The organism is Streptomyces sp. XM4193, from assembly GCF_023072595.1.
Lineage (GTDB): Bacteria > Actinomycetota > Actinomycetes > Streptomycetales > Streptomycetaceae > Streptomyces.
This window is the reverse complement of sequence record NZ_JALLGK010000002.1, coordinates 636903-652420: the sequence shown is the minus strand read 5'-3', so window position 1 is coordinate 652420 and position 15518 is coordinate 636903. Positions and strand designations below refer to the sequence as shown.

15 protein-coding genes and 1 riboswitch are annotated in these 15518 nt (G+C 72.8%); of the genes, 8 read left to right on the top strand and 7 right to left on the bottom strand.

All coding sequences use genetic code 11. From position 1 onward, the window contains the following. Positions 1-136 precede the first annotated feature (136 nt). Positions 137-1621 carry an NAD(P)/FAD-dependent oxidoreductase gene (locus tag MTQ01_RS10075; protein WP_247488738.1) on the top strand — a complete coding sequence of 495 codons (1485 nt, stop codon included), beginning with the start codon at positions 137-139 and terminating at the stop codon, positions 1619-1621. 214 nt (positions 1622-1835) lie between these two features. On the opposite strand, the gene MTQ01_RS25285 is transcribed toward MTQ01_RS10075, so the two are convergent. The 5 genes from MTQ01_RS25285 to MTQ01_RS10050 all read right to left on the bottom strand — a co-directional run bounded on the left by MTQ01_RS25285 (position 1836) and on the right by MTQ01_RS10050 (position 6862). Then, on the bottom strand, positions 1836-3038 hold the full coding sequence (locus MTQ01_RS25285) for a hypothetical protein (RefSeq protein WP_374207676.1): 1203 nt from the start codon (positions 3036-3038) through the stop codon (positions 1836-1838). A gap of 22 nt (positions 3039-3060) precedes the next feature. Next, positions 3061-3978 (bottom strand): methylenetetrahydrofolate reductase [NAD(P)H], encoded by a 918-nt coding sequence (metF, locus tag MTQ01_RS10065; RefSeq protein WP_247488736.1) that lies wholly within the window; start codon positions 3976-3978, stop codon positions 3061-3063. 163 nt (positions 3979-4141) lie between these two features. Next, positions 4142-4903: a thiamine phosphate synthase gene (gene thiE / locus MTQ01_RS10060; protein ID WP_247488734.1), complete on the bottom strand. Its 762-nt coding sequence runs from the start codon at positions 4901-4903 to the stop codon at positions 4142-4144. Between the two features lie 141 nt (positions 4904-5044). Continuing rightward, positions 5045-5410 carry an Rv2175c family DNA-binding protein gene (locus MTQ01_RS10055; protein ID WP_247488732.1) on the bottom strand — a complete coding sequence of 122 codons (366 nt, stop codon included), beginning with the start codon at positions 5408-5410 and terminating at the stop codon, positions 5045-5047. A gap of 177 nt (positions 5411-5587) precedes the next feature. Then, the gene (locus MTQ01_RS10050; RefSeq protein WP_247489198.1) at positions 5588-6862 is read right to left on the bottom strand and encodes an NAD(P)/FAD-dependent oxidoreductase; all 1275 of its coding nucleotides are present in this window, start codon (positions 6860-6862) and stop codon (positions 5588-5590) included. Between the two features lie 73 nt (positions 6863-6935). Further along, positions 6936-7045, top strand: a riboswitch (TPP riboswitch). On the opposite strand from MTQ01_RS10050, the gene thiO reads away from it, so the two are divergent. From thiO to MTQ01_RS10020, 6 genes are all read left to right on the top strand, one after another. Continuing rightward, positions 7042-8217, top strand: coding sequence for a glycine oxidase ThiO (gene thiO, locus MTQ01_RS10045; protein WP_247488730.1), 1176 nt, complete (start codon positions 7042-7044; stop codon positions 8215-8217). Its footprint overlaps the riboswitch before it by 4 nt. Next, a complete protein-coding gene (gene thiS, locus MTQ01_RS10040) occupies positions 8214-8414 on the top strand; it encodes a sulfur carrier protein ThiS (RefSeq protein ID WP_247488728.1) in 201 nt (66 codons plus the stop codon). Before thiO ends, thiS begins: the two co-directional genes overlap by 4 nt. A gap of 145 nt (positions 8415-8559) precedes the next feature. After that, positions 8560-9303 carry a thiazole synthase gene (locus tag MTQ01_RS10035; RefSeq protein WP_247489196.1) on the top strand — a complete coding sequence of 248 codons (744 nt, stop codon included), beginning with the start codon at positions 8560-8562 and terminating at the stop codon, positions 9301-9303. A 311-nt stretch (positions 9304-9614) separates the two neighbouring features. Further along, positions 9615-11633, top strand: a complete 2019-nt coding sequence (pknB, locus tag MTQ01_RS10030; RefSeq protein WP_247488726.1) for a Stk1 family PASTA domain-containing Ser/Thr kinase — start codon at positions 9615-9617, stop codon at positions 11631-11633. 304 nt (positions 11634-11937) lie between these two features. Further along, entirely contained in the window at positions 11938-12636 is a 699-nt protein-coding gene (locus MTQ01_RS10025) for a transglycosylase SLT domain-containing protein (protein ID WP_247488724.1), read from the top strand. 44 nt (positions 12637-12680) lie between these two features. Further along, complete coding sequence (locus MTQ01_RS10020) at positions 12681-13568, top strand: deoxyribonuclease IV (RefSeq protein WP_247488722.1); 888 nt, start codon at positions 12681-12683, stop codon at positions 13566-13568. A 113-nt stretch (positions 13569-13681) separates the two neighbouring features. Here the strand turns inward: MTQ01_RS10020 and MTQ01_RS10015 are convergent, their stop codons facing one another. Beyond that, positions 13682-14305, bottom strand: a complete 624-nt coding sequence (locus tag MTQ01_RS10015) for a sulfite oxidase-like oxidoreductase (RefSeq protein WP_247488720.1) — start codon at positions 14303-14305, stop codon at positions 13682-13684. Between the two features lie 174 nt (positions 14306-14479). On the opposite strand from MTQ01_RS10015, the gene bfr reads away from it, so the two are divergent. Further along, complete coding sequence (gene bfr, locus MTQ01_RS10010) at positions 14480-14962, top strand: bacterioferritin (protein ID WP_211039746.1); 483 nt, start codon at positions 14480-14482, stop codon at positions 14960-14962. A gap of 92 nt (positions 14963-15054) precedes the next feature. Here bfr and MTQ01_RS10005 read toward each other — a convergent pair whose 3' ends face one another. Next, complete coding sequence (locus MTQ01_RS10005; protein WP_247489194.1) at positions 15055-15381, bottom strand: (2Fe-2S)-binding protein; 327 nt, start codon at positions 15379-15381, stop codon at positions 15055-15057. Positions 15382-15518: the final 137 nt, after the last annotated feature.

Sequence of the window (15518 nt, the reverse complement as noted above, 5' to 3'; positions counted from 1 at the left end):
ACGGCGCTTCCGCACCTGCCGCCGCCGTGCCACCCGTGGCGACCGCCGGGCACGTCCTCCCGCAGCAGGCCGCAGCAGCCCGCCTCCGCCACCCGGGCCGGCTCACCGTACGGGGACGCGGGCTAGAGTCCGGGGCATGGCAGAGGTAGTGGTCGTGGGCGCCGGCATGGGCGCGATGGCGGGGGCGGCTCGGCTGGCCGTCGCGGGACACCGGGTGCAGGTCCATGAGCGCGCAGACCGTCACGGCGGCTCGGTCGAGCGGTACGAGCGCGACGGATTCGGTTTCGACACCGGGCCGGGTCTGCTCCAACTGCCGGCCGTCTGGCGGGACTTGTTCGTCAAGACGGGCCGGGCGCCGCTGGAGAGCTGTGTGAGCGTCCACCAGGTGGACCCGGCGTCCCGGCACCTGTTCGCCGACGGCACCGAGGTGACGCTGCCCGCCGCCTCCCGCGCCGGTGTCATCGACGCACTCGACTCCGCGCTGGGCGCCGGCAGCGGTGAGCGCTGGACGGATCTCGTCTCCCGCGCCCGTACGGTCTGGGACGCGACCCGCAGGCCGCTGCTGGAGGAGCCGCGCACCGTTTCCGGTTCGGCGCGCGGTCTCCCCGACCCGTATCCGGCCGGCCGCCGCGGCCTGTTCCGGCGCCGCACCCCGACGCTGGACGAAGTGGCGCGCACGGAGCTGCGCGATCCGCGCCTGGTGGCGCTGCTCGGCTCCTACGCCCGCGGTTGGGGGCTTGATCCGCGACAGACACCGGCGAGCGCGTCCGTCCTCGCCTATCTGGAGCAGACCTTCGGCAGCTGGTACGTCGTCGGCGGGATGCAGGCGCTGGCGGACGCGGTGCACGCGCGCTGCCTGGAGCGGAAGGTGACGTTCCACTTCAACTCCGAGGTGGTGGGCCTGACCTCGGCCGACGGACGCGCCACCGGCGTCGAACTGGCCGACGGCAGCACGGTGCCGGCGGACCACGTGGTGGACGGGACCGGCCGCCTCTCGGCCGGACCGGCACCGCTCCGGGCGGAAACAGCCGGACCCGCGCCCACCACTCGGGACGCCACAGCCGGACCCGCAGACGCGCCGGCCGCCGGAGCGGGCCGAGGTGCCCCGGTGCCGGGGCACTCACGTCACACCCTCCTGCTGGCGCTGCGCGGCGCCCGTCCCGCCGACACCGTGCACCGGACACATGTGCACTCCGACACCGGCGTGGTCACCGTCTCGCGCCCGGACGACCGGACGCTGGTCCCCGACGACGCGCACGAGGCGGTGGTGGTCGACGTCGCGGTGCCGGCCGGGAGTTCACCCGACGCCGGGGCGGAGGCGGCGCTGCTGGCCGCGGCCGAACGCGCCGTACCGGATCTGACGCGACGGCTGCTCTGGCACGAGGCACGCACTCCGGCGGACTGCGCCGAGCGGACGGGTGCGCCCGGCGGGGCCGTGCCCGTGCCGGCGCTGGCCGGCGCCGACGAACGCCCCCTGGTGCCCAACCTCGGTTCGGTGCGCGGCAGTTGGGCGCTGGGCGGCTGGGCCCATCCGGGCGGCGGCCTGGCGCACGCGGGCATGTCCGGCGCGCTGGTGGCCGGGCTGCTCGTCGAGGGCGAGGACTGGCGCGGCTCCCGCTGACCGACCACCGTCGGGCACCACCGATCGCACCGGGAGCCGATTCGGTGCCCGGTGCGGGTGCCCGGTGCGGGTGCCCGGTGCGGGTGCCGCACCGACGCGGACTCAGGTGCCGTGCCGCTTCAGGTGCCGTGCCGCGTCGGCCGTGCCGACGACGCGGCCCCCGGCGCCGGACCGTGCGAAGACCGTGCGGAGAGCGGGCCGGTTCCCGGTGGCTTCAGGGGCGCTGCGGGTCGTAGTAGCCGTACCCGCCGGGCTCCTGGGTCGGTCGCTGCGGGTCGGCCTCGCGCTGCTGGGGCACCCACACCCCGCCGGGCGGCGTCTGCTGCGCGTACGGGTCGTACGGCTCGGCGCGCCGGTCCTCGGCTCCGTATCCGCCCTGCTCGCCCTGGGCGGAGTAGGTGCCTGCCGGGTAACCGCCGCCGGCGGAGGGGTAGTTGCCGGTCAACGGATCGTAGAGGTCGTTGGCCCCCGGATAGCCGCCGTAGCCCGCAGCACTCTGACCGCCGGCGTACGGGTCCGCGTACGGCGCGTACTGCTGCTCGTCGTAGCCGTACCCGTCGCCGTAGGACTGGCCGGGGGCGGCGGAGTAGAGCGGACTGCTGTAGGAGGACTGGTCCTGCGCCGCGCCGTGGACGGGAGTGCCCCAGCTGTCGTCGGGGTGCGGGGTGCCGTGGGCCGGGGTGCCCTGCGAACTGCTGTGGGCAGGTGCGCCGTAGGCCGTGCCGTAGCCGTCGGAGGAGCCGTAGCCGGACGGGGATTCGTAGCCGTCGGAGCCGTAGGGGTCCGAGGACCCGTAGACCGGGGTGCCGTAAGGGGCGGAGCCGTACTGCGGGGCGCCGTACGGGGAGGCGTCGTAGGACGAGTCGCCGTAGGACGAGTCGCTGTAGGAGCCGTAACCGCCCAGGGTGTCGTAGCCGGTGGAGTCCTGGCCGCCCGAGGTGTCGTAACCGGCGGCGGCGAAGCCGCTCGGCGCGGCGGCGGCCGGCGGCTCGTCCCGGTCGTAGACGCCGTACTGACCGGTGTCGTCCGGCAACGGCAGCGGCTGGTAGGTCGAGGTCTCCTCCAACTGGGAGACCTCCAGAACCGGTTCGCTGTCCACGGGCGGGGGCGGCGGGTCGTCCGCCTCCGCGCCCTCGGCGCGGCGCCGTCGGCTGGAGCCCGGCTGGCCGCCCAGCGCCCAGCCGGTGGAGAAGCCGCGGCGGAAGGAGAGGGTGACGAAGAGCTGCCCGGCGCCGAAGGCGGCCGTGCCCACGAGGATCACCAGCAGCTCGGACATGAGGACGCCGAGGACGACGCAGAGGAATCCGCAGAAGGCCAGCAACCGCCAGCGCAGCCGGGCCTTGTACTGGAGCAGGACCTCTCCGAGCAGCCAAAGGGCCACACAGCCGAACGCGATGTAGAGGACCGTCCAGCCCATGTACGCCCCTCCCCTACCGAGATCAGAGCCGCTCGTGCAGCCCCAGCTTCTCGTAGATTTCCAACGTAGCCGTGGAGTGGTTGAGGGTGATGAAGTGAAGACCTGGGATGTCCTCGTCCATCAACTTCGCGCAGAGCTCCGTGGCGTACTCGATCCCCACTGAGCGTACAGCGGCCGGGTCGTCCTTGACCGCGAGAATGCGGTCAGCCAGCTCGGGCGGGAACGTGGCGTTGCTCAGCTGGGCGAAACGCTCGATCTGCCGCACGTTCGTGACCGGCATGATCTCCGGAATGATGGGCGTCTGACAACCGGCGGCGGCGACTCTGTCCCGAAGGCGCAGATAGTCGTCGGCCGAGAAGAACATCTGGGTGATCGCGTAGTCGGCGCCCGCGCGGCACTTGTCGACGAAGTGCCGGATGTCGCTGTCCCAGTCGGTCGAGCGGGGGTGCATCTCCGGGTAGGCGGCGACCCCGACGCAGAAGTCCCCGGCCTCCTTGATCATCTCGACCAGCTCGACGGCGTAGGTGACGCCCTCGGGGTGCGCGATCCACTCCCCCATCGGATCGCCCGGCGGATCGCCGCGCAGCGCCAGCATGTTGCGGATCCCCGCGTCGGCGTACTGGCCGATGACGTTGCGCAGCTCCGCCTTGGAGTGGTTCACCGCGGTGAGGTGGGCGACCGGGGTGAGGGTCGTGTCGGTGGCGATGCGCTCCGTCGCCCGCACGGTGCCCTCGCGCGAGGACCCGCCCGCGCCGTACGTCACCGAGACGAAGGTGGGGCGGACCGCCTCGATCCGGCGAATCGCGTTCCACAGGGTCCGCTCGCCCTTCTCGGTCCGCGGCGCCATGAACTCGAAGGAGAAGGACTTCTTCCCGGAGTTCAGCAGCTCGCGGATGGTGCGCGCACGGTCCGAGCGGGTGGACGCGATTCCAAGGGCCATATCCGGAAGGCTAACGCTCCGGCAGGTCACGGCAGTAGCCAGGTCCAGGACATGGACACGTACCTGCCACGCTTTTCGGCCCTTCTCCCGGCGCTTCTCCCGGCGCCGCGACGGGCCCGCCGGTGGTCCGCCGCCGCGGGGCTCGTCCGCTCCCGCGCCGGGGTCAGACCTGCGCGAGCCGTGCGCGCAACCGCCCGGCCGCCGCCGCGGGGTCGGCCGCCTCCGTGAGGGCACGCACCACGACCACGCGCCGGGCGCCCGCCTCCAACACCTCTTCCAGACGTGCCTCGTCGACACCGCCGATGGCGAAGAACGGCCGGTCGCTGCCGAGCTCACCCGCTCTGGCCGCCGCGTGGCGCACCAGATCGAGCCCCGGCGCCGGACGGCCCGGTTTGGTGGGGGTCGGCCAGCACGGACCGGTGCAGAAATAGTCCACGCCGGGGTCGGTGAGCGCGGCCCCCACCTCCGCCGGCGCATGGGTGGAACGTCCGATCAGCACGTCCTCGGGCCCCGCTCCGAGGATCGCGCGGGCAGCGGGAACGGGCAGATCGCCCTGCCCGAGGTGGAGCACGTCCGCACCGGCCGCGTGCGCCACATCGGCACGGTCGTTGACCGCGAGCAGCGCGCCGTGGCGGCGTGCGGCCTCGGCGAAGACCGCGAGGTGCTCCAGCTCCTCGGCCGCCTCCATCCCCTTGTCCCGCAGCTGGACGATGTCCACGCCGTTCGCGAGGACCTCGTCCAGGAACTCGGCGAGATCGCCGCGCTCCCTGCGGGCGTCGCTGCACAGATAGAGCCGCGCGTCCGCGAGGCGCTCCCGGGCGGTGCGCGCCCGGGACGCGCTCGGCGCCGGATCCGGCGGTGCCGGAATCGACACGGACCTCCCGCTCGACTCGGCTGCGGGCGCGCTCGACTCGGGCGCGGACATGGGGCCTCCCCTGCGGGGCGTACGGACCGCGCGCCTGCGCGGCGGCCCGTACGCCGGAACGGATCTGGAAGCGACCGGGACGCCCGGTCTGCGGTGCTGCGGCCGGAAGCGCTCAAGCGCGCGGGCCCGGCAGGGCTCCGGTCAGACGGCGAGGGCCTGGGCCCGGCGCTTCACCTCGGTGCCGCGGTTCTCGCGCAGCGCGTCGGCGGGGGTGCCGGGGAGGGTGTCGTCCGCGGTGAACAGCCACTCCAGCATCTCCTCGTCGCTGAAGCCGTCGTCCCGCAGCAGGGTCAGGGTGCCGGCCAGGCCCTTCACGATGCGGCCTTCGCCGATGAACGTCGCGGGCACCATCAGCACCCTGTTCTCGCCGCGGCGGACGGCCAGCAGCTGGCCCTCGTTGATCAGCTGTCGCACCCGGGTCACCTGGATGTCGAGCAGCTCGGCGATCTCGGGCACGTTGAGCCAGGCCGGAACGAGGGCATCTGTTTTCGCGTCAATCTCGGTCACGCTCCAAGACTGCCATCAGCCACCGACATTCACACGCCCTCGGTCACCTGTGCGCTCACAGCGACGTCCCGACCGACGCCGGGCCCACCGTTGCCGGGGACTCCCGACCGCCGCACCGTGCGCGGCCCGGCACACCGCACCGGCCCTGCGGCGCGCACGGCCCCGCTCGCCGGACCGTCAAGCGCCCGGCGGGTCCACCGCGGCCTTCTTCAGCGGGACCGAGGGGTCGGCGGCCAGCTCGCGGTCGAGCCCGGCCCCGCGCTCGACGAGCTTGCGCCCCTGAGCCAGGTCGCGCGGTCTGCCGACGGCGAGCAGGGCGTTGAGCCGTCCCTCGCGCAGCCAGCACACCGACCAGGACTGCCCGTCCGGCTCCCCGCGCCACAGCAGCTCGTCGCCGTCGCGGTGGTGGCCCACGTACTGGACGAAGCGGCCGAACTGCTCGGACCAGAAGTAGGGCACGGGGTCGTAGACCGCGCCGCCGAGCGGCACCGCCTGTCCGCCGTCACCGCCGGCGATCCCCGCCGCCACGGCCCTCGGGCCCTGGAGCGCGTTGTCCCAGTGGTGGATCAGCAGGCGCTCGCCGTAGCGGGCGGAGGGGAACGACGCACAGTCGCCCACCGCGTACACCCCGGGCACGGAGGTGCGCAGCTGCTCGTCGACGCGCACCGAACCGTCCGGGGCGAGGTCCACGCCGCTGTCGCGCAGCCAGTCCGTCGCGGGGCGGGCGCCGATCCCAACGACCACCGCGCTCGCCGGCAGCACGGTGCCGTCCGCCAGCTCGACCTTGGCGGCCGGGTCCTCGTGCACGGCGCGCACCGCCACTCCCGTGCGCAGGTCGGCGCCGGCTTCGGCGTACCAGGCGGTCATCGGGGCCGCGACCTCGGCGGGCATCGTGCCGGCCAGCGGCCGGTCGGCGGCCTCCACCACCGTCACCGGGCAGCCCGCCTCGCGCGCGGCCGTGGTGAACTCCGCGCCGATCCAGCCGGCGCCGACCACCACCACCGGTTCGCCGGACTCCAGCACCGGGCGCAGTCGCCGGGCGTCGTCCAGGGTGCGCAGCAGACCGACGCCGGAGACCTCGGTGCTGCCGGGCAGGGTCAGCGGCTCGGCACCGGTGGCCAGCACCAGCCGGTCGTAGCGGATCTCGCCGGCGTCGGTCAGTAGGACGCGGTCCCCCACCCGCAGGGCGGTGACGGTGACTCCCAGCCGCAGCTCGATGCCGAGTGCGTCGAAGTCCACGTCGAACTCCGCGCTCTCCGCCCGCCCCGTGAGCACCGCCTTGGACAACGGCGGCCGGTCGTACGGCACATGGGGCTCGGATCCGATCACGGTGATCGCGCCCGGCCACTTCTGCTCGCGCAGGGCGACACCGGTCTGCACGCCGGCCAGACCCGCGCCGACGATCACCGTGTGCGCACCCGCGCCGTCCGTGCTCAAGCTCGCGCTGTCCATGCTCAAAGAGGTCACCGGAGCACTCTAGGACTCCGCCTCCCGTCATCGGGAGCCTCGGCAGTACGCTGGGTGGCAACTGCATCGCGGGAGCCCGGCGCACCGGGCTGAGAGGGAGGTCGCGGCCTCCGACCGTAGGAACCTGATCCGGGTCATTCCGGCGAAGGGAGAGGCTGGAGCTCGTGCGTGTCTGCATTGTCGGCGGCGGTGTCATCGGTCTGGTGACGGCCTGGCGCACCGCACAGCGCGGCGCCGGGGTCACCGTGGTGGACCCCTCTCCGGGCGGCGGCGCCGCCCAGGTGGCGGCGGGCATGCTGGCCGCCGTCACCGAACTCCACTACGGCGAGGAGCAGTTGCTCGCCCTCAACCTCGCCTCCGCGCGCCGCTACCCCGACTTCGCTGCCGAGCTCGCCGAAGCGAGCGGGCAGCAGCTGGGCTACCGCGCCTGCGGCACCCTCGCCGTCGCGCTCGACTCCGACGACCGTGCCCATCTGCGCGAACTGCACGCCCTCCAGCAGCGCTGCGGGTTGAGCGCGCAGTGGCTGAGCGGCCGGGAGTGCCGCCGGCTGGAGCCGCTGCTGGCGCCCGGGGTACGCGGCGGACTCCGGGTGGACGGCGACCACCAGATCGATCCGCGGCTGCTCTCCCGGGCGCTGCTCACGGCCTGCGAACGCGCCGGGGTCGTCACCCTGCGCACCCGCGCGACCCGGCTGCGGACCGGCCGCGGGGGCGTCGAGGGCGTGACCCTGGCCGACGGGAGCGAACTCGCCGCGGACGCCGTGGTGCTGGCCGCCGGCAGCGAGAGCGGACGCCTGGCGGGGGTGCCCGCCGAGTGCGTGCCCCCGGTGCGGCCGGTCAAGGGCCAGGTGCTGCGGTTGCGGATGCCCGACCCGGCGGGCCGACGGCCCTTCCTGTCGCGCACCGTGCGGGCGGTCGTACGCGGTGGGCCGCTGTACCTCGTACCGCGCGAGAGCGGCGAACTCGTCGTCGGCGCGACCAGCGAGGAGCGGGGCTGGGACACCACCGTCACGGCCGGCGGAGTGTACGAACTGCTGCGGGACGCCCACGAGTTGCTGCCCGGCATCACCGAGCTGGAGCTGGTGGAGACCAGGGCCGGGCTGCGCCCCTGCTCGCCCGACAACGCCCCGGTGCTCGGCCCGACCCCGCTGCCCGGGCTCCATCTCGCCACCGGCCACCACCGCAACGGCGTACTCCTCACCCCGGTCACCGGCGACGCCCTGGCTGCCTCGGTCACCGGCGGGCAACTGCCGCCCGAGGCCGCTGCGTTCGGAGCAGGGCGCTTCACCGCCGAGGTGGCCACCACCGACATCGAGCAGCCACGGGAGCGACAGCCATGAGGATCAGGGTCAACGGCCGGGAACAGAGCGAGCGCGCCGGGCTGACCCTCGCCCAGCTCGTCGCCGGCGTCACCGACGCCGTCGCCGGAGTCGCGGCCGCAGTGAACGAGAACGTGGTCCCGCGCAGCCGCTGGGACACCACGACGCTGGGCGACGGTGACCGCGTGGAGATTCTGACCGCCGTACAGGGAGGGTGACGACGTGCCCGAGCACCGGACCACCGACGACTCGACCACCGCCGGCACCACCGGCACGGCCACCGACGCCGGCACGGCCACCGCCGCGCAGCCCGGTGCCGAGCCGCTGACGATCGGCGGCAGCACCTTCGGCTCGCGGCTGATCATGGGCACCGGCGGGGCGCCCAGTCTGGAGATCCTGCGCTCGGCGCTGCTGGCCTCCGGCACCGAGCTGACCACCGTGGCGATGCGCCGGCTGGACCCCGGTACACAGGGCTCGGTGCTCAGCGTGCTGGAGCGGCTGGGCATCCGAGTGCTCCCCAACACCGCCGGCTGCTACACCGCGGGCGAGGCCGTGCTCACCGCGCAGCTCGCCCGCGAGGCACTCGGCACGGACCTGGTGAAGCTGGAGGTCATCGCCGACGAGCGCACCCTGCTGCCGGACCCCGTCGAGACCCTGGACGCGGCCGAGACGCTGGTGGACGACGGCTTCACCGTGCTGCCGTACACCAACGACGATCCGGTGCTCGCCCGGAAGCTGGAGGACGTCGGCTGTGCCGCCGTCATGCCGCTGGGCTCGCCCATCGGCTCGGGCCTGGGCATCCGCAATCCGCACAACTTCCAGTTGATCACCGAGCGCGCCGGGGTTCCGATCATCCTGGACGCGGGCGCGGGCACCGCCTCCGATGTGGCGCTCGCGATGGAGCTGGGCTGCGACGCGGTGATGCTCGCCTCCGCCGTCACCCGCGCCCAGCATCCGGAGCTGATGGCCACCGCCATGCGGCATGCCGTACAGGCCGGACGGTGCGCGTGGCGCGCGGGCCGCATCCCGCGCCGACACTTCGCCGAAGCCTCCTCGCCCGTCGAGGGCGTCGCCGACTTCGACCCGGAACGCCCCGCCTTCCGCTGACCCGGCCCCGGCTCCGGCCCGCGTCCGACGCGGGCTCCGTCCGACGCGAGCTCCGTCCGACGCGGGCTCCGTCCGACGCAGGGGTCGCGGAGGCGGGTGGCCGGGCGAACCCGACGGGGTGCACCCCTCCGGGGCGCGGCCGACGCCGGCTCGGCGTGCGTGCCCTCCCCCGCGCCCGGCCCGCGCGCCCGCTCGTGCCGAGCGCCCGGGCCACGCAGGGGCTGCGACTCTGTCACCGTTCCGCTGCAGACGGCGCAGCCCGTAGACCTCGCCGCAGGTGGAGGGGTCGGCCGCTCGTACACTCGTCTCTCGTGGATGCGCCCCTCAAAGACCCCCTGGTCGGTCAGACGCTTGACGGTCGGTACCGCGTGCTCGCGCGCGTGGCCGTCGGTGGCATGGCCACGGTCTACCGGGCGATGGACACCCGGCTCGACCGTGTCCTCGCGCTCAAGGTGATGCACCTCTCGCTCGCCGGCGATCAGACCTTCGTCGAGCGGTTCATCCGGGAGGCCAAGTCCGCCGCCCGGCTCGCGCACCCCAACATCGTGGCCGTCTACGACCAGGGCACCGACGGCACCTACGTCTACCTGGCGATGGAGTACATCCAGGGCTGCACCCTGCGCGATCTGCTCGTCCAGCGCGGGGCGCTCCAGCCCCGCGCGGTGCTGGACGTGCTGGAGCCGGTCCTCGCCGCGCTCGGTTCCGCCCACCGCGCCGGACTGATCCACCGGGACGTCAAGCCCGAGAACGTGCTGATCGGCGACGACGGCAGGGTCAAGGTCGCCGACTTCGGCCTCGTACGGGCCGTCGACTCCCAGACCTCGACGGACACCACCTCGGTGATGGGCACCGTCTCCTACCTCGCGCCCGAGCAGATCGAGCACGGCACCGCAGGCACCGCGTCCGATGTGTACGCCTGCGGGGTGATGCTCTTCGAGGCGCTCACCGGCTCCAAACCGCACGGTGGCGGCACCCCGGCACAGGTCCTCTACCAGCACCTTCACCGAGGCGTCCCGGCCCCCTCCAGCAGGGTGCCGACGCTGCCGCGGGTGCTGGACGCCCTGGTGCTGCGCGCCACCGACCGCGATCCGGCCGCCCGGCCCGCCGACGCGGTGGAGCTGCTCCACGAGGTGCGGGAGGCCAGGGCCGCACTCAGCGACAGCGAGCTGGACACCGAACCCGAGACGGCGCTCCCCGGCGCGGTCGCCTCCGTCGACGACAGCGAGGCGACCGACCGGCACCGGCAGGACGACGACACCGCGGTTCTCTCCCGTCGTGTCCCCGCCGGCCAGAACCTCCCCCATTCCGGCTCCGGGGCCCGCAGCGGCGCGGAGGGCGGAACGGACCGCGAGCGGGAGCACACCAGCTTCCTGCCGCCGCTGCCCTCGCTGGCGCCCACCGTCGACCCGGAGCCGCAGGACCGCGGGCCCGGCGGACGCTGGTCGCGCATCGGCCGCTCCCGGCGGGCGCTGGCCGCGATCGTGGGCGCCGTGGTGCTGGTACTCGTGCTCGGCGCGGGCGTCTGGTACATCAACTCCGGCCAGTTCACCCAGACCCCGAGCGTGCTCCGGCTCACCCAGGCCCAGGCCGAGCAGAAGCTCGACGAGGCCGGCCTGCGGGTGAAGGTCAGCCGCGCCCATCACGCCACCGTCGACCGCGGGCGGGTGGTCGCGACCGATCCGACGCCGGGCTCGCGCATCAGGGGCAACGGGACGGTGACCATCACGGTCTCCCGCGGCCCCGAGGTGGTGAAGGTCCCGCAGCTCAAGGGCGTACCGCTCGCGGAGGCGCGCAAGCGGCTCAAGAGCGCGAACCTGGCGGCGGCCACCGTCACCAGGGAGTTCAGCGACACGGTCGACCGGGGCGCGGTCGTGGCCACCGACCCGAAGGCCGGCAGCGAGCGGCGGCCCGGCTCCGCCGTCTCCCTGGTCGTCTCCAAGGGAGAGCAGCTCGACGTTCCCTCGGTGACGGGCATGACCGAGGAGGAGGCCCGCGAGGAGCTGACCGAGGTCGGCTTCGAGGTGAAGGTCGCCTCCGCCCGCGTGCACTCCGAGGAGGACAGCGGCACCGTCGCCCGCCAGTCCCCGGACGAGGGCGCCACCGGCGCCACGGGCGACACCGTGACCCTCACCCTCTCCAAGGGACCCGAGATGGTCGAGGTGCCCGACGTGGTGGGCATGGACGAGGACGAGGCCGTGCAGGAGCTGGAGGACGCGGGCTTCAAGGTCACCGTCCGGCGCTTCTTCTTCACCGGGAAGGTCTTCAACCAGTCCGTGGACGCGGGCGAGGACGCCCCGAAGGGCTCGAAGGTCACCGTCTACATCCGCTGATTCACCGCTGACCGCGGGTGCAGATGCAACTTCGCCGCGTAGCACAAACCCCGCGCCGTTGTGATCCCCGGCATAGGACCCAGCTCACTTACGACCTGCGGTAGTTGCTGCTGACCAAGCACCAGAGCGGGCGCGAGCGGATAAAACCGGACACCTCCCACGAAGTGCGGTAGTACGTCACATCATTGCCAGGCCAATTTCCGGGCGCTAACAATTCAGGTCGTCGCAACGCGCCGTGGATCGAAACGGCGTTCATCGCCGTAACGGCCAAGCGACCCCCGCTACCCGGAAGGTCCCCTCCGCCATGCCCGAGATAAAGATTCCGAGCCAGCGCCGCGGCATCTCCACGACCCAGAAGTTCACCGCGGTCGGTGTCGCCGCAGCCGCGGGTGTCGCCGGTCTCGCTCTGAGCCTTACCCCGGACAGCACCGAGAACACGGCCCAGGCGAAGCCCGTCAACCACAGCGCGGGCATCTCCCTGACCCCCACCGGTTTCCCCGACCAGCAGGACAGCATCAAGAACCAGCTCGCCAACGCCGAGAAGCGCGCCGTCGTCCAGAAGGACGAGCAGTCCAAGGCCGCCAAGGCGCTCGCGGCGAAGAACGCGGCCGAGTCCCGGTCCGGGAAGGCCGCCAGCCGCTCCACCGAGCGCTCGGTACCCGAGGCCGCCCCGAAGCAGTACGCCGACAACCTGGACGGCTGGATCCGCGAGGCCATGGACATCATGGCCGCCAACGGGATCCCCGGCACCTACGAGGGCATCCACCGCAACATCATGCGGGAGTCCAGCGGCGACCCCAGCGCGATCAACAACTGGGACATCAACGCCGTCAACGGAGCCCCCTCCATCGGCCTGCTCCAGGTGATCAAGCCGACCTTCGACCACTACCACGTCGAGGGCACCAAGAAGGACCAGTACGACCCCGTCGCCAACATCGTCGCCGCCTGCAACTACGCGGCCGACAAGTACGGCAGCATGGACAACGTCGACAGCGCCTACTGAGCCCGCCCCACGGGCCCCGGCGCACCAGTGGCACCCTGGGTGCGGTGACCAACCCCTCCCCCTCCGCCACTTCCGCGCCGCGCAATCCGATCGGCGGTCATGTCCCCGTAGCCGGGGGCCTGGCCGCCGTCGGCCTTTCCCACGCCCGCGACCTGGCCGCCGAGACCGTCCAGGTCTTCGTGGCCAATCCGCGCGGCTGGGCGACCCCGCCCGGCGACCCGCGCCAGGACGAGCAGTTCCTGGCCGGCTGCGCCGCCGCGTCACTGCCCGTGTACGTGCACGCGCCGTATCTGATCAACTTCGGCTCCTCCAACGCGGAGACGGCCGAGCGGTCCGTGCGCTCCATGCGCCACTCGCTGCGCAGGGGCCGGGCCATCGGCGCCCGCGGTGTCGTCGTGCACACCGGCTCGGCGACCGGCGGACGGCCCCGGGACGTCGCCCTCGCGCAGGTGAGGGAACTGGTGCTGCCGCTCCTGGAGGAGCTCACCGACCCGGCCGACCCGTGGCTGCTGCTGGAACCGACCGCCGGGCAGGGCACCTCTCTGTGCTCCACGGCGCAGGAGCTGGCCCCCTACTTCGACGCTCTCGACCACCACCCGATGCTCGGCGTCTGCCTGGACACCTGCCACGCCTTCGCCGCGGGCCACGACATGGCGGCGCCCGGCGGCACCAAGAAGATGCTGGACGAGGTGGTGGACGCCACCGGGACCGGCCGGCTCAAGCTCATCCACGCCAACGACTCCAAGGACGTCGCCGGCGCCCGCAAGGACCGCCACGCGAACATCGGCGCCGGCCACATCGGCACCGAGCCGTTCGCGGAGCTCTTCCGGCACCCCGAGACCGCAGGTGCGCCGCTGGTCATCGAGACGCCCGGCGGCCCCGACGGCCACCGTGCCGACATCCGCCTGCTCAAGTCACTGCGCGACGGCTGACCCGCGCGACGGGCGGCGAGGGCCGAGCACGGCGGGACGCGACTGCCGTACGCGGCTCCTCCGCCGCACCCGCGTGCGGAGCGGATGCCCGCCGTTGCGCAGGGGCCCGCGCCTCAGAGCTCCGGGCCGTCTCCCGGCTCCTCCTGGTAGGAGTAACGCTGCTCGCGCCACGGATCGCCGAGGTTGTGATAGCCGCGCTCCTCCCAGAAACCGCGCCGGTCGGCGGTCATGTACTCCACTCCCCGCACCCACTTCGGCCCTTTCCAGGCGTAGAGGTGCGGAACCACCAGACGCACCGGAAATCCGTGTTCGGCGGTGAGGAGTTCACCCGCCCGGTGTGTCGCGAACAGCGTTCGGGCGTCGGTGAAGTCGGCCAGCCGGAGATTGGAACTGAATCCGTACTCCGCCCAGACCATGATGTGGGTGACCTCGTCGGCGGGCGGCGCGAGTTCGAGAATGGTGCGCGCCGGTACGCCGCCCCATTCCACGTCGCGCATGCTGAACTTGCTGACGCAGTGGAGATCGCCCACCACCGTCTCGTGCGGAAGTGCGGAGAACTCCTCGTGCGTCCAGCAGTGTTTGCCGCCGCTCGCGGTGGCGCCGAAAACCCTGAACTCCCAGCGCTCCGCGCGGAACTTGGGCACCGGCCCGTAGTGGGTGACCGGCCAGCCCCGCTGCTGCCGCTGACCTGGCGGTAGCGGAGCACGCTCCGTGTCCTCGCTGTCCGGCTGGCCCATGAATCCATGGTGACAGACCAGGGGGGATGCTCCGTCCCACCGCGCTGTCGCGTCCCAACAGCCCGAAAATCGGGGCAATTTCGGTAAGCCTGTACTTACTGGACGTGATCGCCGTCGCGGTGCAAGGATGCCCGGCACACCCCACCGAACCTCTTCCGGAAGGAGCCCGGTGCCATGCAGGGCGACCCCGAGGTCATCGAATTCCTCAATGAGCAGCTGACCGCCGAGCTCACCGCCATCAACCAGTACTTCCTGCACGCGAAAATGCAGGAGAACTTCGGTTGGCCCAAGCTGGCGAAGTACACCAGGGCCGAGTCGTTCGACGAGATGAAGCACGCGGAGATCCTGACCGACCGCATTCTCTTCCTCGAAGGTCTGCCCAACTACCAGCGCCTGTTCCATGTGCGCGTGGGGCAGACGGTCACCGAGATGTTCAACGCGGACCGACAGATCGAGGTGGAGGCCATCGACCGCCTCCGGCGCGGTATCGAGGTCATGCGCAACAAGGGCGACGTCACCTCGGCGAACATCTTCGAGGACATCCTCGCCGACGAGGAGCACCACATCGACTACCTGGACACGCAGCTGGAACTCATCGAGAAGCTCGGTGAGCCGCTGTACATCGCGCAGTTGATCGAGCAGCCGAGCGAGGCCTGACCCGGTCGACCGTCCACGGCCCGCGCATCGTCACCGAGCAGCGGGCCCGGCCGATCAGCCGCTTCCGGGCTTCGGGGGCGGCGGCCGCACGGTCAGGCGGCCGTCTCCGTCCTCGCCGCCCCGGCGAGGACACCCGGACGGGCGGACGGCCCGGGCATGGAGGCGGGGGTCGCGGGCCGGGCGTCGCCGGAGCCCTCGACCGGCTCGGAACGGGCGGCCAGCAGCGCCGCGGCCTCGCGGCTGACGCTGCGGTCGGCGCACGCGCCGCGGCCGAGCAGCCCCTGGATGCGACGCACGCACGACCCGCAGTCGGTGCCCGCCTTGCAGGCGGAAGCGATCTGGCGGGGAGTGCAGGCACCGGCGTCCGCGTGCTCACGCACCTGCTGCTCGGTCACTCCGAAGCACGAGCAGACGTACACGCGGCTCACCTCCTGCGGGCTGGTTTCCCGGGCCACAGAAGGGCGCGGGGAACTAAGATTAAGCTCACCTTACCCCCGCGTGCGGGGCGGCAAAAGCAGCTGGGGCACGGATCTCTGTGATCCGTGCCCCAGATCGT